At 54.8% G+C, this 20,857-nt stretch carries 16 protein-coding genes; 8 read left to right on the plus strand and 8 right to left on the minus strand.

Features of this window, described 5'->3' with window-relative positions:
* Positions 1–21: 21 nt before the first annotated feature.
* Entirely contained in the window at positions 22–1,614 is a 1,593-nt protein-coding gene (locus tag VIN76_RS12500) for an isocitrate lyase (RefSeq protein ID WP_332042182.1), read from the minus strand.
* A 189-nt stretch (positions 1,615–1,803) separates the two neighbouring features.
* Between VIN76_RS12500 and VIN76_RS12505 the strand changes: the two genes are divergently transcribed.
* Positions 1,804–3,225 (plus strand): helix-turn-helix domain-containing protein, encoded by a 1,422-nt coding sequence (locus tag VIN76_RS12505; RefSeq protein WP_332042183.1) that lies wholly within the window; start codon positions 1,804–1,806, stop codon positions 3,223–3,225.
* A gap of 10 nt (positions 3,226–3,235) precedes the next feature.
* Here VIN76_RS12505 and VIN76_RS12510 read toward each other — a convergent pair whose 3' ends face one another.
* The 5 genes from VIN76_RS12510 to VIN76_RS12530 form a co-directional block, all read right to left on the minus strand.
* Entirely contained in the window at positions 3,236–4,525 is a 1,290-nt protein-coding gene (locus VIN76_RS12510) for an adenylosuccinate synthase (protein ID WP_332042184.1), read from the minus strand.
* A gap of 30 nt (positions 4,526–4,555) precedes the next feature.
* Complete coding sequence (locus VIN76_RS12515; RefSeq protein ID WP_332042185.1) at positions 4,556–5,665, minus strand: ATP phosphoribosyltransferase regulatory subunit; 1,110 nt, start codon at positions 5,663–5,665, stop codon at positions 4,556–4,558.
* The gene (locus VIN76_RS12520; RefSeq protein ID WP_332042186.1) at positions 5,662–6,057 is read right to left on the minus strand and encodes an endonuclease domain-containing protein; all 396 of its coding nucleotides are present in this window, start codon (positions 6,055–6,057) and stop codon (positions 5,662–5,664) included. The genes VIN76_RS12515 and VIN76_RS12520 overlap by 4 nt, the downstream gene beginning before the upstream one ends.
* A 57-nt stretch (positions 6,058–6,114) precedes the next feature.
* The gene (gene serA / locus VIN76_RS12525; protein ID WP_332042187.1) at positions 6,115–7,698 is read right to left on the minus strand and encodes a phosphoglycerate dehydrogenase; all 1,584 of its coding nucleotides are present in this window, start codon (positions 7,696–7,698) and stop codon (positions 6,115–6,117) included.
* Positions 7,699–7,823: 125 nt separating this feature from the next.
* Positions 7,824–8,999, minus strand: coding sequence for a phosphoserine transaminase (locus VIN76_RS12530; RefSeq protein WP_332042188.1), 1,176 nt, complete (start codon positions 8,997–8,999; stop codon positions 7,824–7,826).
* Positions 9,000–9,321: 322 nt separating this feature from the next.
* Between VIN76_RS12530 and VIN76_RS12535 the strand changes: the two genes are divergently transcribed.
* The 6 genes from VIN76_RS12535 to VIN76_RS12560 all read left to right on the plus strand — a co-directional run bounded on the left by VIN76_RS12535 (position 9,322) and on the right by VIN76_RS12560 (position 16,116).
* On the plus strand, positions 9,322–9,999 hold the full coding sequence (locus VIN76_RS12535) for an extensin family protein (RefSeq protein ID WP_332042189.1): 678 nt from the start codon (positions 9,322–9,324) through the stop codon (positions 9,997–9,999).
* 66 nt (positions 10,000–10,065) lie between these two features.
* Positions 10,066–10,935 (plus strand): LOG family protein, encoded by an 870-nt coding sequence (locus VIN76_RS12540; protein ID WP_332042190.1) that lies wholly within the window; start codon positions 10,066–10,068, stop codon positions 10,933–10,935.
* 139 nt (positions 10,936–11,074) lie between these two features.
* Entirely contained in the window at positions 11,075–12,373 is a 1,299-nt protein-coding gene (gene wecC / locus VIN76_RS12545; protein ID WP_332042191.1) for a UDP-N-acetyl-D-mannosamine dehydrogenase, read from the plus strand.
* A 99-nt stretch (positions 12,374–12,472) separates the two neighbouring features.
* Positions 12,473–13,351 (plus strand): CoA ester lyase, encoded by an 879-nt coding sequence (locus VIN76_RS12550; protein ID WP_332042192.1) that lies wholly within the window; start codon positions 12,473–12,475, stop codon positions 13,349–13,351.
* A 128-nt stretch (positions 13,352–13,479) separates the two neighbouring features.
* Positions 13,480–14,934, plus strand: a complete 1,455-nt coding sequence (locus tag VIN76_RS12555) for a coniferyl aldehyde dehydrogenase (protein WP_332042193.1) — start codon at positions 13,480–13,482, stop codon at positions 14,932–14,934.
* 12 nt (positions 14,935–14,946) lie between these two features.
* Positions 14,947–16,116 carry a CaiB/BaiF CoA-transferase family protein gene (locus VIN76_RS12560; RefSeq protein ID WP_332042194.1) on the plus strand — a complete coding sequence of 390 codons (1,170 nt, stop codon included), beginning with the start codon at positions 14,947–14,949 and terminating at the stop codon, positions 16,114–16,116.
* On the opposite strand, the gene VIN76_RS12565 is transcribed toward VIN76_RS12560, so the two are convergent.
* Positions 16,113–17,480: a DEAD/DEAH box helicase gene (locus VIN76_RS12565; RefSeq protein ID WP_332042195.1), complete on the minus strand. Its 1,368-nt coding sequence runs from the start codon at positions 17,478–17,480 to the stop codon at positions 16,113–16,115. The two genes, VIN76_RS12560 and VIN76_RS12565, sit on opposite strands and share 4 nt — an antisense overlap.
* Before the next feature lie 367 nt (positions 17,481–17,847).
* Here VIN76_RS12565 and ggt point away from each other — a divergent pair, with 367 nt between their 5' ends.
* A complete protein-coding gene (gene ggt, locus VIN76_RS12570) occupies positions 17,848–19,653 on the plus strand; it encodes a gamma-glutamyltransferase (protein WP_332042196.1) in 1,806 nt (601 codons plus the stop codon).
* 20 nt (positions 19,654–19,673) lie between these two features.
* On the opposite strand, the gene VIN76_RS12575 is transcribed toward ggt, so the two are convergent.
* Complete coding sequence (locus VIN76_RS12575) at positions 19,674–20,834, minus strand: acyl-CoA dehydrogenase family protein (RefSeq protein ID WP_332042197.1); 1,161 nt, start codon at positions 20,832–20,834, stop codon at positions 19,674–19,676.
* Between the last annotated feature and the right edge of the window lie 23 nt (positions 20,835–20,857).

The following is a 20,857-nucleotide window of genomic DNA, read 5'->3' on the forward strand; positions in this document are numbered from 1 at the left end:
ATTCAATCTGTAACCGGATGATCAGCCAAACTGGTTCATCGTATTGTCTGCGCCGCCTGCTTTCAGGGCCGCTTCACCGGCGAAATAATCTTTGTGATCGTCACCAATGTCGGAACCGGCCATATTCTGGTGCTTCACGCAGGCAATGCCTTGACGGATTTCCTGACGCTGGACGTTCAGAACATAGCCCAGCATGCCTTGCTCACCGAAATATTCCTTGGCGAGGTTGTCGGTTGACAGCGCAGCCGTGTGATAGGTCGGCAAGGTAATCAGGTGGTGGAAAATACCGGCCCGTTTCGCGGCGTCCGCCTGGAAAGTCCGGATACGCTCATCGGCATCGACAGCCAGCTCGGTCGCATCATATTCGGCGCTCATCAAATTGGCGCGGTCATAGGCGGTCATGTCCTTGCCTTCCGCTGTCCATGCATCATAAACCTGCTGACGGAAGTTCAGCGTCCAGTTGAACGATGGCGAGTTGTTATAGACCAGCTTTGCATTGGGTATAACTTCGCGGATCCGGTCAACCATCCCGGCAATCTGTTCGATATGCGGTTTTTCGGTTTCGATCCACAGCAGGTCGGCACCGTGCTGCAATGATGTGATGCAATCCAGCACGCAGCGGTCTTCGCCGGTTCCAGCGCGGAACTGGAACAGGTTGCTCGGCAAACGCTTGGGCCGCAGTAATTTGCCGTCGCGGTTCAGGATAACGTCGCCATTTTGCGCCGTTGCAGGGTCGATTTCTTCGCAATCGAGGAAGCTGTTATACTTGTCGCCCAGATCGCCCGGTTCCTTGCTGACCGCAATCTGCTTGGTAAGGCCAGCGCCCAGAGAGTCGGTGCGGGTGACGATGATGCCATCATCAACGCCCAGTTCCAGAAACGCATAGCGGCAAGCGCGGACTTTCGCCAAAAAGTCTTCATGTGGCACGGTGACTTTACCGTCCTGGTGACCGCATTGTTTTTCGTCGGACACCTGGTTTTCGATTTGCAGGGCGCAGGCACCGGCTTCGATCATTTTCTTGGCCAGCAAATAGGTTGCCTCTGCATTACCGAAACCGGCGTCAATGTCGGCGATAATCGGAACAACGTGGGTCTGGTAGTTTTCGACTTCGTTGAGCAGCCGTTTTTCGGTAACCATGTCACCGCTGTCGCGTGCCGCGTCAATTTCGCGGAACAGGCCGCCCAGTTCGCGGGCATCGGCCTGACGCAAGAAGGTGTAAAGCTCTTCGATCAGCGCGGGCACGGATGTTTTCTCGTGCATCGACTGATCCGGAAGCGGGCCGAATTCGCTACGCAGAGCGGCAACCATCCAGCCGGAAAGATAAAGGTAACGGCCCTTTGTGCTGCCGAAATGCTTTTTGATAGAGATCATCTTCTGCTGACCGATAAAGCCGTGCCAGCAACCGAGCGACTGGGTATAATTGGCGGGGTTGGCATCATAGGCGGCCATGTCTTCGCGCATGATAGCGGCGGTATATTTGGCAATATCAAGGCCGGTCTGGAAACGGTTCTGCAAACGCATACGGGCGACGGATTCGGCGTCAATGCCGTCCCATGTTCCGTTTTGTTTCTGGATCAGCGCGTTGGTCTGATTAATATGGTCTTGATATGACATGGTCATCTCCTTTTGGGTGTCGGCCCTTTGTGCAGCCGGTGATTCGTCTTAAGCTATGCCCCCCTTTTACGCTGCCAATGGCGCAGACCGAAGCGCTGCGAAGTTTAACTGTAACGCTTTACAAAAATTTGTTGTATAGTTGTAAGGATATTACAAACCACGAGTCGCAGAAGATGAAACGAGTTTCCCATGTCCAGTGAACGCCCCGTCTATATGGGCCCGCGCCTGAAAAGGCTGCGCCGTGATCTGGGCCTGACCCAGGCGGATATGGCCGCTGATCTGGAAATATCGGCATCCTATGTTGCGCTTCTGGAGCGGAACCAGCGCCCGTTTACCGCCGATATGCTGCTACGTCTTGCCCGCACCTATAAAATCGACATGTCGGAACTGGCAGGCGATGGCGGCGAAGAATATACCGCGCGGCTGGGGTCGGTTCTGAAAGACCCGATGTTCGCGGATATAGACTTTCCCCAGCTCGACACGGCGGACGTGGCGACCAGCTACCCCGGCTTTACCGAGGCGATGCTGCGGCTTTACACTGCTTACCGCGAAGAACAGATGGCGCTGGCCGACAAGGATACCGGCGCGGGAGCGGGCAGCAGCAGCGTTGATGCCGATGCCGCGGACCCGGTCGCACAGGCGCGCCGCTTTCTGGCTGCCCGCCGCAACAGTTTTTCCAATATTGACGACGCCGCCGAGCGCCTTGCCGAGACCGTGAACGGTCAGGAAAGCATGATCGCCTATTTCAAGGATAAGCACGGCCTGCAGGTCCGCAGGATGCCGTCCGATGTGATGATGGGCGCAACGAGGCGGCTTGACCGGCATAGGCGCCAGATATTGCTCGACGATCAGCTCGACCATGCCAGCCAGATGTTCCAACTGGCGCTGCAGCTATCCTATCTGGAGCTGAAAGACGAAATTGATATGGTGCTGAAAGATGGCAGCTTCACCACCGAAAGCAGCGAACAGCTCACACGGCGCGCGCTGACCAGCTATGCCGCAGCGGCTTTGCTGATGCCCTATACCGCCTTTGCCAAAGCGGTCGAAAAACGCCATTATGATGTCGAGGCTCTGGCCCGCCAGTTCGGCACAAGTTTTGAACAAACGGCCCACCGCCTCACCACGCTTCAGAAACCGGGGCAAGAGCGCGTGCCGTTCTTCTTCATTCGCGTGGACCCCGCCGGCAATGTGTCCAAGCGTCTGGACGGTGCCGGCTTTCCCTTTGCGCGCCACGGCGGTGCCTGTCCCTTGTGGTCGGTGCACCATGCCTTTCGCATGCCGCGACAGGTCATCACCCAATGGCTGGAACTGCCGGACGGGCAGCGGTTTTTTTCCATTGCCCGAACAGTGACCGCAGGCGGCGGCCAATTTGGCACGCCGCGTGTTGAGCGCGCCATAGCGCTGGGCTGCGCGGCCGAACATGCCGACCGCCTGATCTACACCCAGGACCGCACGGACATCAGCCCGGAAAATGCAACACCCATCGGTGTCACCTGCCGCCTGTGCCACCGCACCCAATGCCGCGCGCGTTCAGCGCCGCCGATTGGCCGCCAGATATTGCCCGACGATTACCGCCAGTCCAATACGCCCTTTGGCTTTTCGCATAATTGATGAGCTGGATTTAATCCGCGAAGGGATCGGTCACCAAAATCGTATCGTCGCGTTCAGGAGAAGTTGAAACCAGAGCCACCGGACACTGGATCAGTTCTTCGACGCGCCTGATATATTTGATCGCAGCCGCTGGCAAGTCCGCCCATCTGCGCGCGCCAGCGGTGGATTCGCTCCACCCCGGCATGCTTTCATAGATCGGTTTTACAGCTTCCTGATCCTGATGATGGGGTGGCAGATAATCATAGGTTACGCCGTCCAGATCATATCCGACACAGATTTTCAGCTCTTCAAATCCATCAAGAACGTCCAGCTTGGTGAGCGCAATTCCCGCCACACCGGACACGGCAAGCGCCTGACGCACCAGCACCGCATCAAACCAGCCGCAGCGCCGCTGACGCCCCGTTACCGTGCCGAATTCATGGCCGCGCTCGCCGAGGCGTTGCCCGGTTTCATCGCTAAGCTCGGTCGGGAACGGACCAGAGCCGACGCGGGTGGTATAGGCTTTGACGATGCCCAGAACATAGCCGGTTGCCGATGGCCCGATGCCGGAACCGCCCGCCGCTGTGCCGGAAATGGTGTTGGAGCTGGTGACAAACGGATAGGTTCCGTGATCGACATCAAGCAGCACGCCCTGCGCGCCCTCGAACAATATACGGTCGCCGCGTTTGCGCGCTTCGTTGAGGCGCTTCCACACAGGCTGGGAATATTGCAGCACGGAATCGGCAATCTCGCGCAGGTCGGCGAGCAGTCGTTCCCGGTCAATCGGATCAACCCCGAAACCGGCGCGCAGCGCGTCATGATGCGCGCAAAGCCGGTCAAGCTGCGGACCCAGATCGTCCAGATGGGCCAGATCGCACACGCGGATCGCACGGCGGCCCACTTTATCTTCATAAGCCGGACCAATGCCGCGCCGCGTCGTGCCAATCTTGCCTTCGCCGCTGGCATCTTCACGCATCGCGTCCAGATCGCGGTGGATGGGAAGGATCAGCGGGCAGTTTTCGGCAATACCGAAATTATCCGCATTGATGACAACGCCCTGCCCGCGCAGTTTTTCAATCTCGTCACGCAAATGCCACGGGTCCAGCACCACGCCGTTACCGATGATTGACAGCGCCCCGCGCACAATGCCCGAAGGCAACAGCGACAGTTTATAAACCTCGCCATCTACGACCAAAGTATGCCCGGCATTATGACCGCCCTGGAACCGCACGACAACGTCAGCGCGCTCCGATAGCCAGTCAACGATTTTGCCTTTGCCTTCATCACCCCATTGGGCACCGATAACGGTTACATTGGCCATATTTGAAACGTCTTTCTTGCTACTAGCGGGTTAGATTTCTTGTGGAGTCGGGCCCACCAAAATGTGGGTGCATCGCAGATCTTCCGCTTTATCATCTTGTGACAATGCCGCAACTGTTCTCCACCCGTCCAGACGCAGCGCAGCCGCAGCCTGGCTGTCATGTCCCAGGGGCAGGAAAACCGTATTCTTGCGTTTTGCGCTGAAACCCGCGTCAATCAGCGGGCCGGGATAAAGGGAAAAGCCCACGGCATTTTCTGTTCCGCCATCATGTGCCGGAATCTCGTAACTGCCGCCGCGTCCCATAGCGCCGACAAATCCTTCGGCAAACAGGGTAAAGCCAAACCAGTTCTGATATTCAAAACCGTGGCGTTCGGTCGGATCAAGGGTCAGGTTCGCCTTGTCCTTGATGGTCGCGGCAATCGCAGCAATGCCATCAAGCCGCGATGTGAGCAGATCATCGCTGGCAAAGGCGCGCATTTTTGCCATCGCGTCATCAAATGGCCCGGTGGCTTCGATGAGCGGCAAATAGCCGGTCGCCCCCAGTTCGGCGAGGCCGCCTGCGTCCTTCATATCCAGTTCGCCGCGCACTTCGGCTGCGTCTGCGTCGCTTAACGGCAATGGCCCGGCGGAAAGAATATCGACCAGATCGGGCATAGTGAAATCAACGGTAATGCCGGTCAGGCCAGCCTGCATCAGTGCTTCTATCGCAACGGACACAATCTCGCTTGCTGCAGCGACGCTATCGCTACCGATCAATTCCGCACCGATTTGCAAGCGGCTGCGTTCGGGACGCAACTGGCCGGAGCGCAATTGCAAAACCTGCCCGGAATAGCTGAGCCGTAGGGGACGCGCTGCACGCGACAGGCTGGTCGCTGCAATCCGCCCGATCTGCATGGTAATATCGGGCCGTAGCGCCAGGGTGCGCTGGGAAATCGGATCGACAAAGCGCATCAGATCGCTTTTCGTCGATCCTTTCATCCGCCCGGTCAGAACATCTTCATATTCCACCAAGGGCGGCGATACGCGCGCATAGCCATGGCTGGCGAGCGTATCGAGCACATCCCGTTCCAGACGAAAACCGGCTTCGGCAAGCGGCGGCAAGGAATCGTGAAAGCCTTCTGGCAGCAGATTCTTGATCATTCCCTCTCCCCTCTGGGGAGAGGGTTAGGAAGAGGGGCAACGGATGAAGACAATAATGACATTAAAATTACCTGCAATACCCCGTCTAAGTTCGCCATCACTTCGCTATTAGTAAACCGCAAAATATGATAGCCTTTATCTTCAAGAAACCGAGTTCGTCTTTGGTCATAATCATGCGTGAAACCGTGCGTGTCACCATCCAGCTCTATGACAAGCTTGTAAGAACGCGCCACAAAATCTGCGATATAGGGTGCGATTACAACCTGATGAGTAAATTTGAAAGACTGAAATCTTTTCGCGCGCAGTGCATGCCAAAGCTTCGCTTCAGCAGATGTCGGATTTTTCCGCATTTCTTTGGCGCGGGCGAGGAGCGTTTTATCAACCTGTGGCATTTTTAGATACGCCCCTCTCCCAACCCTCTCCCCGGTGGGGAGAGGGCCAGACTTTTCCTAGAAGCGCAGAGCCTTTACGGTTTTCACGCCTTCCAGGTTGCAGATTTCCCACAATATGGGTTCACCCACCGGCGAATCGATGGAGAGCAGCAATACTGCGTCACCGCCCGGTGCATCGGCACGGCGGCCGAGGTGGAAGGTGCCGATATTGACGCCGGCTTCGCCCAGGGTCGAACCGACACGGCCGATAAAGCCGGGTTGATCACGGTTGACGATATAAAGCATATCGCCTTCCATATCCGCCTCGACCTTGATGCCAAACATTTCGACAAGGCGCGGACCGGAAGAACCGAACAGCGTTCCCGCTACCGACTTCTCACCTTCATCCGTGGTCACAGATACACGGACAAGCGTGTGATAATCGCCTTCGCGGTCGTGCCGCACTTCGCGAACATCAAGACCGCGTTCCTTGGCAAGATAGGGCGCGTTCACCATGTTGACCGAGTCGCTATAGGCACTCATCAAACCGGCCAGAACCGCAGCGGTAATCGGCTTCTGGTCCAGCTCTGCAGCCGCACCTTCTACCTCGACAGCGACGCCTTTAATCTGGTCACCGACCAACTGGCCGACCAAAGAACCAAGCTGTGTGGCAAGATCCATATAAGGACGCAGTTTAGGTGCTTGTTCCGCAGACAGGCTGGGCATGTTGAGCGCGTTGGAAACACCGCCATTGACCAGATAGTCCGACATTTGTTCGGCAACCTGTATCGCGACATTCACCTGTGCCTCGCTGGTCGAAGCGCCCAGGTGCGGTGTGCAGATCAGGTTGGGTGTGCCGAAAAGCGGGTTTTCCTTGGCAGGTTCCTGAGCAAAAACGTCCAGCGCCGCTCCGGCTACATGGCCGGATTCCAGCGCTTCTTTCAAAGCTGCTTCGTCGATCAGACCGCCGCGTGCACAGTTCACAATCCGCACGCCGGGCTTTGTCTTCGCAAGTGCTTCGGCAGACAGGATATTGCGTGTCTGGTCCGTCAAAGGCGTGTGCAAGGTGATGAAGTCCGCGCGTTCGAGAAGCTCGTCCAGCGTCACTTTTTCAACGCCCATTTCAACCGCACGTTCCGCAGTCAGGAACGGATCGAAAGCCACGACCTTCATACGCAGGCCAATCGCGCGTTCGGCAACAATCGAACCGATATTACCGGCACCGATCAGGCCCAGTGTCTTGCTGGTCAGCTCGACACCCATGAACCGCGATTTCTCCCACTTGCCGGCCTGTGTAGAGGCGTCGGCTTCCGGAAGCTGGCGGGCCAGCGCGAACATCATCGCAACCGCATGTTCCGCAGTTGTGATGCTGTTACCAAATGGCGTGTTCATCACCACAACGCCTTTGGCGGAAGCGGCTGGAATATCGACATTGTCCACCCCGATACCGGCACGGCCAACCACTTTCAGATTGGTCGCAGCGTTCAGTATTTCGGGTGTCACAGTGGTCGATGAACGGATGGCCAGACCATCATATTCACCGATGATTTTCATCAATTCTTCCGGGCTCAGTCCGGTGATTTCGTCAACTTCTACACCGCGCTCACGGAAAATTTCGGCGGCTCGTGGATCCATTTTGTCGGATATTAAAACTTTTGGCATTTTATTATTCCTGTTTCCTGTCCCGTATATCCGCGCAGGCGGGGAGCTTTCGTCCCGAAACCTGCGCTCTATACTAAAGGATATTGTAGGAGGGCCCCCGCCAGCGCGGGGGCACAGAGTTTTTCTTAAGCAGAAAGCTCGGCTTTGACCTGCTCATACGCCCATTCAATCCATGGCAGCAGGCGGCGAACATCTTCTTCCTCGACGGTCGAGCCGCACCAGATACGCAAAGATGGCGGCGCATCGCGGTAACCATTGAAGTCGTAAGCAATGTCCATCTTTTCCAGCATGGAAGCGATTTTCTTGGGCACAGAGGCTTTCTGTTCTTCGTTCAGGCCAAGATACCAGTCACCCTGGAATACCATGCAAACGCCGGTATTGGTCCATTTTGCAGGATCGCTGACCATGTTGCGCATCCACGGAGTAGCTTCGATCCAGTCGTGAACGATCTTGGCATTGCGGTCCGCACGGGCTTGCAGCTCTTTCAAACCGCCAATCGATTTCGCCCATTCCAGCGCCGCGATATAATCTTCGGTTGCGAGCAAAGACGGCGTGTTGATCGTCGCGCCTTCAAAAATGGCACGATTGAGCTTGTCGCCTTTCTTCACGCGGAAGATTTTAGGCAGCGGCCATTCAGGAGTATAGCTTTCGATGCGTTCGACAGCACGGGGGCTGAGGATAAGCATGCCGTGACCGGCTTCCGATCCCATGACTTTCTGCCAGCTATAGGTCGTCGCGTCGAGCTTTGACCAGTCCATTTCCTGAGCGAAAATCGCGCTGGTGGCATCGTTGATGGTCACGCCTTCGCGGTCAGCGGCAATCCAGTCGGTATCGGGAATACGCGCACCAGAAGTTGTGCCGTTCCATGTAAAGACGACATCATCGCCCTTATCAATCTGCGTCAGGTCAGGAATCTCGCCATAATCGGCTTCAAGCACCGACAGGTTGGCTGGCTTGAGCTGCTTCACGGCATCCTGGATCCAGACATTGCCAAAGCTTTCCCACGCCGCAACCGTTACCGGACGCGCGCCGAGCATGTTCCACATCGCCAGTTCAACCGCGCCTGTGTCGGACGCCGGAACAATGCCGATTAGATAGTCGTCGGGAATGCCGAGCAGTTCCCGGCTTAGGTCGATGGCATATTTCAGCCGCGCCTTGCCAGTAGCAGAACGGTGAGAGCGGCCCATGGCCACGGTGTTGATTTTGTCGAGAGACCAGCCGGGGAATTTGGCTGTAGGGCCCGATGAAAAATTCGGGCAATTTGGACGCAACTCAGGTTGCGAAATCGTAGTATCAGTCATTTTAATGCTTCTCCTCACAGAGAGCTCGCGCGGCGTTGGGACCGCGTGGCCCGTCGCCGCAATGTCTCTTGCAAGAAGCCAAGTCAAGGAACATTTCCCGATAAGCCGATAAATCCGTCAAAACAGATTGTTTCGAGCAAAAAAGAACTCCGCCGATCCAGAATTGGCAAGCGTCTCAGGCTGTTATTATTTGCTTATCCCCGAATCACTAGGGCCGGAATTATTTGCTCGCTTTATCGCAAAGACTGTCCAACCCGCTGAAAAATCGGTATAGCTGGTCCTGTTCAGTGGAGATTTGGGAAAGCTACATCAAGCGCTGCTTATGAAAGTAACAATGGGAAAGCCGCCGGTTGCACGCAATTTTTTATCTTTAGCGATCCTGTCGTTAACGCTCAGCGCGTGCGGCATATCTGGCGGCATATCCGACGGCAAACGGCCCTCCGACAGCAGCCGGCCCATCGTCACCAACGCAGAAACAAAACAATGTTTCATGGAACTGCAAACCGCCGGTGTCAGCTTCTCCCCCCTGCCCAGCCAGAGTTTCAGCGGCGGTTGCAGCCAGATTGGCGCGGTCAAATTGATGAATGCCGGATACCGTACCGAAGTGACCAACCTTGGTCCTGTCCGCTGTGAACTCGCCAATAAATTTGCCGCATGGACAGAATATGCCGTCAAGCGCGCCGCCCGCCAATATCTGGGCAGCGAACTGGTGCGGATCGAAACCATGGGCAGCTATAGCTGCCGCAATATCGCTGGCTCCAACCGCAGGTCCGAACATAGCAAAGCCAACGCGATTGACGTGTCCGCCTTTGTGCTGGCCGATGGCAGGCGCATCTCATTAACCGGAAACTGGCGCGATGGCGGTCCTGCGGAACAATTCCTGAAAGTCATCCATCGAAGTGCCTGCCGACGCTTTGGAACGGTGCTAAGCCCCGATTATAATGCCGACCATTATAACCATTTCCACTTTGACATGAGCGGCAACGGCTATTGCCGCTAACCGGATTTTACAGTTAAGCCATCAATCACATTGGCAAGCCGTATCGCTTTGCTCTAGGGCACAAATATGACAGAAAAAGATTTACACGAACGCCGCTTTTACCGCGCGAAAGAAGAAGCCAGTTTTGCAAAAGACAGATCTCTCAAAACCCCTCAGACAAAGAATCCCGCCTATACACTCGCCTTTCAGGATAAAGACTTCCTGCTGCGCGAAGAACTGCGTCCCGTCCGGTTTCAACTGGAATTGCTGAAACCCGAATTGCTGCTCGATGAAGCCGGAATCGGTTCGACACTCGTCTTCTATGGCTCGGCGCGTATTCCCGAACCGTCCAAGGCCGATGCCCTGATCGAAGCCGCAGTGGACGAAGCCAGCTTGAGAACGGCAAAGCTGCTGAAAAAGAAATCCAAATATTATGACGAGTCCCGCAGATTGGCCCTGCTGGCAAGCCGATGCGGTATAGAAAAAGACGGCAAGCGCGACTTTGTAGTTTGCTCGGGCGGCGGTCCGTCCATCATGGAAGCCGCCAATCGCGGGGCGTTTGATGCCGGAAAAGAGTCTATCGGCCTCAACATCGTCCTGCCGCATGAACAGGCGCCAAATGAATATGTGACGCCATCGCTCAGCTTTCAGTTCCATTATTTTGCCCTGCGTAAGATGCACTTCCTGCTGCGCGCGCGTGCGGTCGCCGTATTCCCCGGTGGTTTCGGTACATTGGACGAATTTCTCGAGCTGATAACGCTGGTGCAAACCGGAAAGATGGAACCGCTGCCCATCCTATTGTTCGGCAAAGAGTTCTGGAGCCGGGTGATTAACTTCGATGCCCTGGCAGAAGAAGGAACCATCAGCCCGATAGATTTGAACCTGTTCCAGTTTGTCGAAACCGCAGATGAAGCATGGCGGATTATTCAGAATTTCTACGACATTGAGTGCGGCTGATCTGCCGACTGTAAGGCAAAACCGCACTTGCCGGGTAAGCCTCTCGCCAAATTACCTAAATATTTACCAAGTCCCGATACACCAATCCTGAATTTATCGCACCCCTGCAAACCGTGTGCGATCAGGAGATTTTGCTACCATGCTTTTCGACGAAAAACCGTCCGTCTGCGTTATGGGCTTGGGTTATATCGGTTTGCCAACCGCTGCCGTAATCGCGCGTTCTGGCTGCCCGGTCCTTGGCGTCGATGTGATGGCCGGTGTTGTTGACACCATCAACAGCGGGAAAATCCATATCGAGGAAGTTGACCTTGAAGGGCTGGTTCAAGGCGTGGTCTCGCGGGGCAGCTTGCGGGCATCTCTGCAGGTCGAGCCAGCGGACGTTTTTGTAATCGCAGTGCCGACCCCTTTTGAAGAGGATCATGTACCGGATATCAGTTATGTCATGGAAGCGGCTACGAATGTCGCGGCTGCACTGAAAGCTGGTAATATCGTAATCCTGGAATCGACATCACCTGTCGGCACCACTGAAAAAGTGCGGGACCTGATCGCAAACTTGCGGCCTGATCTTAAGATACCCGGCTTAACCAATGAAATACCGGATATTGCCATTGCCTATTGTCCGGAACGGGTTTTGCCCGGCAGAATATTGGAAGAGCTGACCAATAACGACCGGTGCATCGGCGGCATCACCCCGCGCTGCGCCCGCAAGGCACTGGGTTTCTATCGCCGGTTTGTGCGCGGTGAATGCGTCACCACATCCGCTCGTGCAGCAGAAATGACGAAGCTCGTCGAAAATAGCTACCGCGATGTGAACATTGCCTTTGCCAACGAGCTTTCCATTGTCGCTGACAAAATGGAACTGGACGTGTGGGAAGTGATCCGCCTCGCCAATCGTCATCCGCGTGTCAATATATTGCGGCCCGGCCCCGGTGTTGGCGGGCATTGCATCGCCGTCGACCCCTGGTTCATCATCCACAGCGCCCCGGACGATACTCCGCTTATTCGCGTCGCCCGCGAAGTGAACGATGGGAAAACCGGACATGTTCTGGAACAGGCATCTTTGATGATAGACGAGTTACCCGCCGTTCCGATCGCCTGCTTCGGACTGGCTTTCAAAGCCAATATTGATGACTTCCGGGAAAGCCCTGCCCTGAAAATAGCGGCCAAACTCGCACGGCGATATGGCAGCCGTATCAAGATAGTAGAGCCTTATGCCGGCGAACTGCCCACAGCGTTTAAGGGCACGGGCGCCGAGCTGATCGACATTGATACGGCACTTGAAAATTGCCCGGTAATCATCACGCTAACGGACCATGATATGTTCAAATCAATCCCGCTGGATGAACGGGCGGGCAAAGTCGTCTATGACACCCGCGGAATATGGCCGGACCAGCCGGATAACCTGCAAAAGTTGAGCGATCTCAGGCTTGCAAGCTAGGGCTTTATTGGCATCCAATAACCCTCTGGGAAATGGGAAGTAACGGTTTGGTCAAGTTCAGGCTTTCCCACCGGCCATCAGGGTGATACGCAACTCGCCATGACAAACATATCTTTTCGCCCTCGCCGTTCGTGCCTTTATATGCCCGCATCCAATGCCCGTGCTTTGGAAAAAGCGAAGACTTTGGCGGCGGATACGATCATTCTTGATCTTGAAGACGCGGTTGCGCCGGATGCTAAAGACAGTGCCCGGGATCAGGCATTTGCGGCCCTTGATGATGGCGGATATGGTTCGCGCGAAATGGTTGTTCGGTTGAACGCCATGGATACACCCTGGTTTGACCGCGATATACAGCGGATATGTGCCAGCAAGGCGGATGCTGTTCTGGTTCCGAAAATCAGAAATGCTTCTGATATTGTGCAAATATCCGCACTTATGGACAAGGCGGGAGCTGCTGAAGGAATGCAGCTTTGGGCGATGATTGAAATGCCGCTTGCTGTGTTGAATATTGCCGAAATTGCTGAAACTGCGACTTCCACCCGGCTGACGACATTTGTCATGGGCTTTAACGATCTCGCCAAGGAAATGCGCGCTCAGCAGGATCGGACGCTGTTCCTGCCCGCGATCGCCCAGACCATAATGGCCGGGCGGGCTTACGGGATGAATATACTCGACAGCGTTTATAATGATTTCAACGACCCGGAAGGGCTGGAGCAGGAATGTCGTCGGGGCAGCGCCTATGGCTTTGACGGAAAAACTCTGATCCACCCGTCCCAGATCGATATCGCAAACCGCGAATTTGCGCCGGATGAGAATGTAATTGCGGAGGCGCAGGCCATTATTGCTGCTTTCAAAGACCCTGAAAATGCGGGTAAAGGGGTCATTACCGTGAACGGAAAAATGACAGAATTGCTCCATTTGCAGCAAGCCGAACAGACGATGGCAATGGCGGAAGCGATAAAAGCGTTATCCCAATAGAAACGGCCAGATAGAAATAGAAGCCCAAATAAAAGGTTCGTCCTCGACAAACTGCAAAAACTTAGTTTAAGTGGTTAATTGAAACCAAAACTAATAAGCGCAACCAGACGCTTTGCAGGAGAAAAGTCATGGAAGCATTAGAAGCAGCAGCGGGCGAAGTAAGCAAAGACGAAATAATGGCCGCGTTTCAGGCACAGCGGGATGCCTTTCATGCCGAGCTACCCGTCAGCTATGAAGCCCGGATGGACCGAATCAACCGCACCGCGCAGATGATTATCGACCATATGGATGACCTGTGTGCGGCCGTATCCAATGACTTTGGCCATCGCAGCCCGGTCCAGACAGTGATGACCGACCTGATTTCCGTGGTCGGCCATGCCAAGGATCACAAGAAAAACCTGAAAAAATGGATGCGGCCGGAAAAACGCAAGGCCGATTTCCCGCTTGGTCTTTTGGGCGCGAGCGGGGCTGTGGAATATCAACCCAAGGGTGTGGTTGGTGTTATTTCTCCGTGGAACTTCCCGATCAACCTGGCATTTGATCCGGCAATCGGTGCCTTTGGCGCGGGCAACCGGGTGATGATCAAATTTTCGGAATTCTGTCCGGAAACCGGGGAACTGGTCAAAAAACTGGTATCGGAATATTTCGCACCCGAAGAAATGCTGGTCATTACCGGCGGTCCGGAAACGGGCAAGGCTTTCTCTGAAATTCCGTGGGATCACCTGATCTTTACCGGCGGCGGCGGGATTGCGCGGCATGTTATGGCTGCGGCGGCCAAAAACCTGACCCCCGTTACACTTGAACTGGGCGGAAAATCGCCAACGATTATCGGCCCCGATGCGGATGTGCAAAAAGCGACGCAGCGCATTGCCTTGGGCAAGATGATGAATGCCGGGCAAATCTGTCTGGCGCCCGATTATCTGATGGTGCCGCAAGATAAGGAAGAAGAAGTTGTCTCTGGTATTGTGAGCAATGTGTCCGAGCAATATCCAACCTTGATTGCCAATGATGACTATACCTCTGTCGTTAACGCCCGTCACCGTGAGCGGCTACAGGGCCTGATCGACGATGCCGTCGCCAAAGGGGCAAAACGGACCGAGGTCAATCCGGGGGATGAGGATTTCTCCAACACCAACAGCAATAAAATGCCGCTGACGGTGCTGCAAAATGTCAATGATGACATGCGCGTGATGCAGGAAGAGATTTTCGGGCCAATCCTGCCGGTCAAGGCCTATCGCAACCTCGACGAAGTGATCGATTATGTGAACGATCATGATCGTCCGCTGGGCCTCTATTATTTCGGCGAGAAGGAGACGGACAAGCGCAAGGTGCTCGACCGGACGATTTCCGGCGGTGTCACGGTCAATGACGTGATTTTCCACGTAGCCCAGCATGACCTGCCCTTTGGCGGCGTTGGTCCTTCGGGCATGGGAGCCTATACCGGGCATGACGGCTTTAAGGAATTCAGCCATGCCAAGGCAGTTTTTCGCCAGCCCAAGATGAACATTGCCAAACTAGCCGGTTTCATGCCGCCATATGGCGAGACAACGCAGAAGACCATCAAGCAGCAGATGAAACTTTAATATCAGATAGCAATGGCAGATTTTCCTTTAGCGGGACTGAAAGTCCTGGATTTTTCGCGCGTTGTGGCGGGACCCTATGCCACGCGATTATTGTCGGATCTTGGTGCCGAAGTCTTGAAGGTCGAGCCGCCGGAAGGTGATGTGACCCGCAAATTGTTCAAGCGGGACAGCGGGGTCAGTGGCAATTATTTGCAGATGAATATCGGTAAACAGAATATCTGCATCGACCTGAAAGCCGACGGAGCCACGGATGTCATAAGAAAGCTGGCCGCCAAAGCCGATATCGTTGTCGAGAATTTCCGCCCCGGCATCATGGATAAATTTGGCATTGGCTGGAATGATCTGTCCAAGGTCAACCCGCGGCTCGTGATGCTATCCATTTCCGGTTACGGCCAGACGGGGCCAGAGCGGGAAAAGGCGGCCTATGCACCGGTCGTTCACGCAGAGACCGGTTTGATCGCGCGTCAGGCAGAGATGAGCGGCGGTTACCCCACCGACATGCAATTTGCCATGGCCGACAGTTACAGCTCGCTCCACGGCATTATTGCCATCCTGACTGCTCTGCGCTCGCGTGATCAAACGGGGGAAGGACAATATATCGACCTTGCCATGCTCAATGCGCTTCACTCGTCCGATGATTATGCCCATCTTGCGCTTGATAATGGCTGGCCCAAGGAGCCGGAGAATCTGGTCTGGGATGTGCCGGAAGACCGCCGGGTAATAATAACCGGCGATATGAAATGGCTATGGATAGTTTTTTCCACCAAGGACGGTTTGACCGACCCGACACCGACAGGCGCGGACATCCCCACCAAGGCAAAGCTTCGGCGGGAAGCGATTGAAAAGCACATCCTGTCTTATGAAAGCTTTGATGCGCTGACCGCAGCGCTGGACAGGCTCAATCTGGCCTGGGGGGAAGTGCATCCCTTTGGCCCGGCAGTCTATGAACAGCCCAGTATCAAGGCGTTGGGCACCATTGTCGATATCACCGATGATGCAGGCAATGCACGCCGGACGGTGCAGTCCCCTTACCGCTTTTCAAAATCGAAAAGCGGTATTGATAGCAATAGCAGAACAGCAAAACGCGGCGAACATAATGTCGCCGCGTTACAAAGCTGGCTGGGCCTGACCGATGAGGAAATTTCCCATCTGTCAGACTCCAACATTTTATGCAGTGATTAAGCTTCTACTTTTCGTGCCTGACGACGCTTGAATGATTTTGCGCCGTTGTTCCATTGTTTGGGGCCGTCACCGCTCTTGGAACCGGGTCCACCACGACCGCTTCCGCCGCCGGGGCGGCCTTTACGGGCGCTATGCTTGTTCTTTGGCGGGCCGCTGCGCGTAGGTTGTGCACCATATTTCTTTGGCTTCTGGCCATAAATACGCGGCGCCACTTCCTCACGCGGAGGTTCATCATAGCCTTCTGGCAAGTCAATGACATCGGGTTTTACACCGGTTAGCTTTACCACATCACGCAGGAACTGACGTTCATCCGGAGCGACGAAAGAATAGGAAATGCCCGAAGCCCCGGCGCGTGCCGTGCGGCCGATACGGTGGACATATTGTTCGGACACATTTGGCATATCGAAATTGATGACATGGGTGATGCCATCGACATCAATTCCCCGCGCCGCAATATCGGTGGCGACAAGAATGTTGATCTTGCCCTTTTTGAAGTCACCCAAAGCGCGTTCACGCTGCGGCTGGCTTTTGTTGCCGTGAATGGCTGCACTATGAATGCCAACGGCCATCAGGTTTTTCACAACCTTGTCCGCGCCATGTTTGGTCTGGGTAAAGACCAGCATGTGATCAGGATTTTCCTTGTTAATAAAATCCTTGAGCAAGCGCTGCTTATCATCCTGATTAATATAGGTAACCTGTTGGTCAACGCGCTCGGCAGTTGTCGATTGCGGAGCTACCGAAACCTGAACCGGGTTGGTCAGGAACTGGTCGGCCAGTTGCGAAATTGTTTTAGGCATGGTTGCCGAGAAGAACAGACTCTGACGCTGTTTCGGAAGCAGCGGAACAATCTTTTTCAACGGCACGATGAAACCAAGGTCCAGCATCTGGTCAGCTTCGTCGAGCACGAGAATTTCAACCTTGGAAAGGTTCAGTGAACGCTGGTCAACCAGGTCGAGCAAACGACCGGGCGTTGCAACCAGCACATCGACACCGCGTTCCAATATCCGTTTTTGCCGGTTAATTGGAACACCGCCAAAGGCAGAGGTCACAAACATGCCCAACCCTTTTGAATAGCCGGTCATGCTGTCTGCGATTTGCCGAGCCAATTCCCGCGTTGGTGCAAGCACCAGCATCCGGCATTCAAAACGGCCAGCTTTACGCTTGTTGCTGAGAAGATGATGGATAGAGGGAAGAGAGAAAGCAGCGGTCTTGCCGGTACCGGTTTGCGCGATACCAAGGATGTCCTTGCCTTCCAGCGCAGGCGGAATGGCTTGTTGTTGGATGGGAGATGGCGTTGTGTAACCACCTTCGGTTACGCGCGTCAAAATAGGTTCCGCTAGAGCGAAATCAGAAAATTTAGTCAAAAAATAATACCTTAAAAAAAGCAGCGAGCGATACCGCACAGCATCATTGCCATGCGCGTGTCCGCCGTCGGTTAAGACGACCCGCGTGATCAGGCTGCCGAGAAAATTGAGAAGCAATGAGGCTATGGTTCGAGATGGTTGTCCATCTCTCACGCAGAACTTTCGCCAGACAAATATCAATTTTCGGATATTCGCCTTTGCTGCAATGCAACATAGTGATGTTTAATATGAAGTCAAGCGCCATGATTACCGGATCGTAATGATTATGGACTGCAACTCGCTCTTCGAAACAGGTTGATACTATACCTGTGGCGGTTAAAGTGCATGGCAGTCCCAGTCAGGAAAACGTCAATATAAGGGCCGTCTTATGAATAAAAGAATATTCCCGGCATTGCTCGCTTCCACCCTTTGCATCACTTCATTCATTGCTCCGGTTTCTGCGCAAACAGCGGAAGGTGAAACAGCTAAGCCTGTTTGGAACATAGGTGCCGGCGGACGCCCCGTTGGTGAACCATGGTCCCGAAGCCCCGTCTATGCGGCAAATGGCATGGCGGCGACGGCCCATCCGCTGGCCAGCCAGGTCGCCATTGATATTTTGCAAAAAGGCGGCACAGCCGTTGATGCCGCGATTGCTGCCAACGCGGCGCTTGGGCTGATGGAGCCGACCGGCAACGGGATTGGCGGCGATTTATTCGCCATCATCTGGGACCCGAAAACGCAAAAGCTATACGGTCTGAACGGATCAGGCAAAAGCCCGATGGGCACGTCCTATGCAGAATTTATCGACCAGCTTGACGGCAGCAAGATTATTCCGCCATTTGGCCCGATGCCCGTCACTGTGCCGGGAACGGTCGATGGCTGGTTTGAGATGCACGAACGCTTCGGCAAATTGAGCATGGCCGATATCCTTGCCCCCACCATAAAATATGCCAGAGAAGGCCACCCCATCGCGCCGGTCATCGGCTATTATTATGCCAGCAATCTTGAACGGTTTGAAGAAAATCTCGGCATGATCGGCGCGTTTGACAATGCCCGTAAAACCTATTTTGCGAACGGTGCCCCGAAAGCAGGCGAGATTTTCAAAAACCCCGATCTTGCGAACACGTTGAGCAAGATTGCCAAAGGCGGCCGGGATGCCTTTTACAAAGGGGAGATTGCCCGGACTATAGACGCCTATTTCAAACGGATTGGTGGTAATCTGCGTTACGAAGATCTAGCCGCGCATGACAGCAAATGGGTCGAGCCGGGCTGTGTCACCTATCGCAAAGGTTATGAACTATGCGAATTGCCGCCCAATAGTCAGGGTTTTGCCGCGCTGCAAATAGCGAATATCCTCAAGAATATCGACCTTGCCCAATATCCACGCGGCAGTGCCGAAGTGCTGCATTACATAACCGAAGCAAAGCGTCTGGCGTTTGAGGATGTCGCCCGCTTTTATGCCGATCCCGACATGTCCCCTGCCCCGCTCGACTGGTTATTGTCCGATGCCTATGGCAAGGAGCGCTTTGCCCTGATCGACCCGAAGAAGGCGACACCGGGATTTGGACCGGGCGAACCGAAGCTGGAGGGTGAAGGCGACACGACCTATCTCACCGTGGCGGACAAGGACGGGATGATGGTTTCCCTGATCCAGTCCAATTATCGCGGCATGGGCAGCGGCCTGGTTGCTGATGGTCTGGGCTTCATGTTTCAGGACCGCGGGGAGCTTTACTCCCTCGATCCCGACCACCCCAATGTCTATGCACCGGGCAAACGCCCGTTCCAGACGATTATTCCGGCCTTCATGAAAAAGGATGGCAAACCCTATATGTCCTTTGGCCTGATGGGCGGCGGCATGCAGCCGCAGGGGCATGTTCAGGTGATGATCAATCTCGTCGATTACAGCATGAACCTGCAAGAAGCGGGAGATGCCGCACGATTGAACCATGACGGTGGACGACAACCCACAGATGATCTGGCCGGGACAGGAGCGGATTTACTGGGGACACTGAACGTCGAGCCGGGCATAGCGGACGCGGAAATTGCCAAGCTCAAAGCCATGGGCCACAAGGTCGAACTGGTCAGCAACGGCGCCATGTTCGGCGGCTATCAGGCGATAGTCCGCGACCCGGAAACCGGCGTTTATCACGGCGCAACGGAAATGCGGAAAGACGGACAGGCGCTGGGTTACTAAGCGGGGCTATCGAGCAACGCTTAATAAGATCGCGGCAGGTCCAGCACATGCTCGGCCAGATAGGACAGGATCAGGTTCGTGGAAATCGGCGCGATCTGATACAATCGTGTTTCCCGCCATTTGCGCTCGATGTCATAATCCTCGGCAAAGGCAAATCCGCCATGCGTCTGCATACAGGCCTCACCAGCCGCCCATGATGCTTCGGAAGCCAGCATTTTCGCCATATTTGCCTCAGCCGCCATGGACTGTCCGCCATCAAACATAGCCGCCGCTTTACGCACCATAAGCGCCGCCGCCTCGGTTTGGGCATAGCTGCGCGCGATGGGGAACTGGACGCCCTGATTTTGGCCGATCGGCCGATTGAACACTTCTCGCTCGCGGGCATAATTTGATGATTTTTCCGTGAACCAGCGTGCATCGCCAATACACTCGGCAGCAATCAAAACCCGCTCCGCGTTCATTCCGTTCAGAATATAGCGCAGCCCCCTGCCCTCTTCACCAATAAGGTTCGCTGCCGGAACACGAAGGTCATCAAAATAAACCTCGGTCGTGCTATGATTGATCATCGTGCGAATGGGTTTGATTGTCAGGCCATTACCAACCGCCTCGCGCATATCGACAATGAACACCGAAAGGCCTTCCGTCCGCTTCTGCACCTGATCCAGCGGTGTGGTGCGCGCCAGAAGAACCATCAAGTCGCTATATTCCGCGCGGCTGGTCCACACTTTCTGACCATTGATAATATAATCATCGCCATCACGAACCGCAGTGGTTTTCAGGCCAAGCGTATTGGTCCCGCTGCCCGGTTCCGTCACACCAAAAGCTTGCAGGCGCAATTCTCCGGTCGCAATCTTGGGCAGATATTGCTGTTTCTGCTCGTCGTTGCCATCACGCAAAATTGTGCCCATGATATACATTTGCGCGTGGCAGGCACTGGCATTGCAACCGCTATGGTGAATTTCTTCCAATATTGCGGTTGCGGCAGTCAACCCCAGACCGCTGCCACCATATTCTTCCGGAATAAGTGCGCCGAGGAACCCGGCTTTGGTCAAAGCATCAACAAATTCAGCAGGATAGGCGCGTTCCCGATCCTTTTCCCGCCAGTAACTGCCGGAAAAATCACTGCACAAGGCACGCACGGCTTCGCGTATCTGCGCTATATCTAGGGTGTCAGTAAACATTAAGGCCGCTCCGCGTAACTGTC

It is taken from the genome of Parasphingorhabdus sp. (assembly GCF_036568145.1).
Classification (GTDB): Bacteria; Pseudomonadota; Alphaproteobacteria; order Sphingomonadales; family Sphingomonadaceae; genus Parasphingorhabdus.

Coding starts and splice junctions, on each gene's coding strand:
- wecC (WP_332042191.1), top strand. CDS start 11,075: ATGCTTTTCGACGAAAAACCGTCCGTCTGCGTTATGGGCTTGGGTTAT.
- serA (WP_332042187.1), bottom strand. CDS start 7,698: ATGCCAAAAGTTTTAATATCCGACAAAATGGATCCACGAGCCGCCGAA.
- VIN76_RS12505 (WP_332042183.1), top strand. CDS start 1,804: ATGTCCAGTGAACGCCCCGTCTATATGGGCCCGCGCCTGAAAAGGCTG.
- VIN76_RS12540 (WP_332042190.1), top strand. CDS start 10,066: ATGACAGAAAAAGATTTACACGAACGCCGCTTTTACCGCGCGAAAGAA.
- VIN76_RS12560 (WP_332042194.1), top strand. CDS start 14,947: ATGGCAGATTTTCCTTTAGCGGGACTGAAAGTCCTGGATTTTTCGCGC.
- VIN76_RS12520 (WP_332042186.1), bottom strand. CDS start 6,057: ATGCCACAGGTTGATAAAACGCTCCTCGCCCGCGCCAAAGAAATGCGG.
- ggt (WP_332042196.1), top strand. CDS start 17,848: ATGAATAAAAGAATATTCCCGGCATTGCTCGCTTCCACCCTTTGCATC.
- VIN76_RS12550 (WP_332042192.1), top strand. CDS start 12,473: ATGACAAACATATCTTTTCGCCCTCGCCGTTCGTGCCTTTATATGCCC.
- VIN76_RS12515 (WP_332042185.1), bottom strand. CDS start 5,665: ATGATCAAGAATCTGCTGCCAGAAGGCTTTCACGATTCCTTGCCGCCG.
- VIN76_RS12530 (WP_332042188.1), bottom strand. CDS start 8,999: ATGACTGATACTACGATTTCGCAACCTGAGTTGCGTCCAAATTGCCCG.
- VIN76_RS12555 (WP_332042193.1), top strand. CDS start 13,480: ATGGAAGCATTAGAAGCAGCAGCGGGCGAAGTAAGCAAAGACGAAATA.
- VIN76_RS12500 (WP_332042182.1), bottom strand. CDS start 1,614: ATGTCATATCAAGACCATATTAATCAGACCAACGCGCTGATCCAGAAA.
- VIN76_RS12575 (WP_332042197.1), bottom strand. CDS start 20,834: ATGTTTACTGACACCCTAGATATAGCGCAGATACGCGAAGCCGTGCGT.
- VIN76_RS12535 (WP_332042189.1), top strand. CDS start 9,322: ATGAAAGTAACAATGGGAAAGCCGCCGGTTGCACGCAATTTTTTATCT.
- VIN76_RS12510 (WP_332042184.1), bottom strand. CDS start 4,525: ATGGCCAATGTAACCGTTATCGGTGCCCAATGGGGTGATGAAGGCAAA.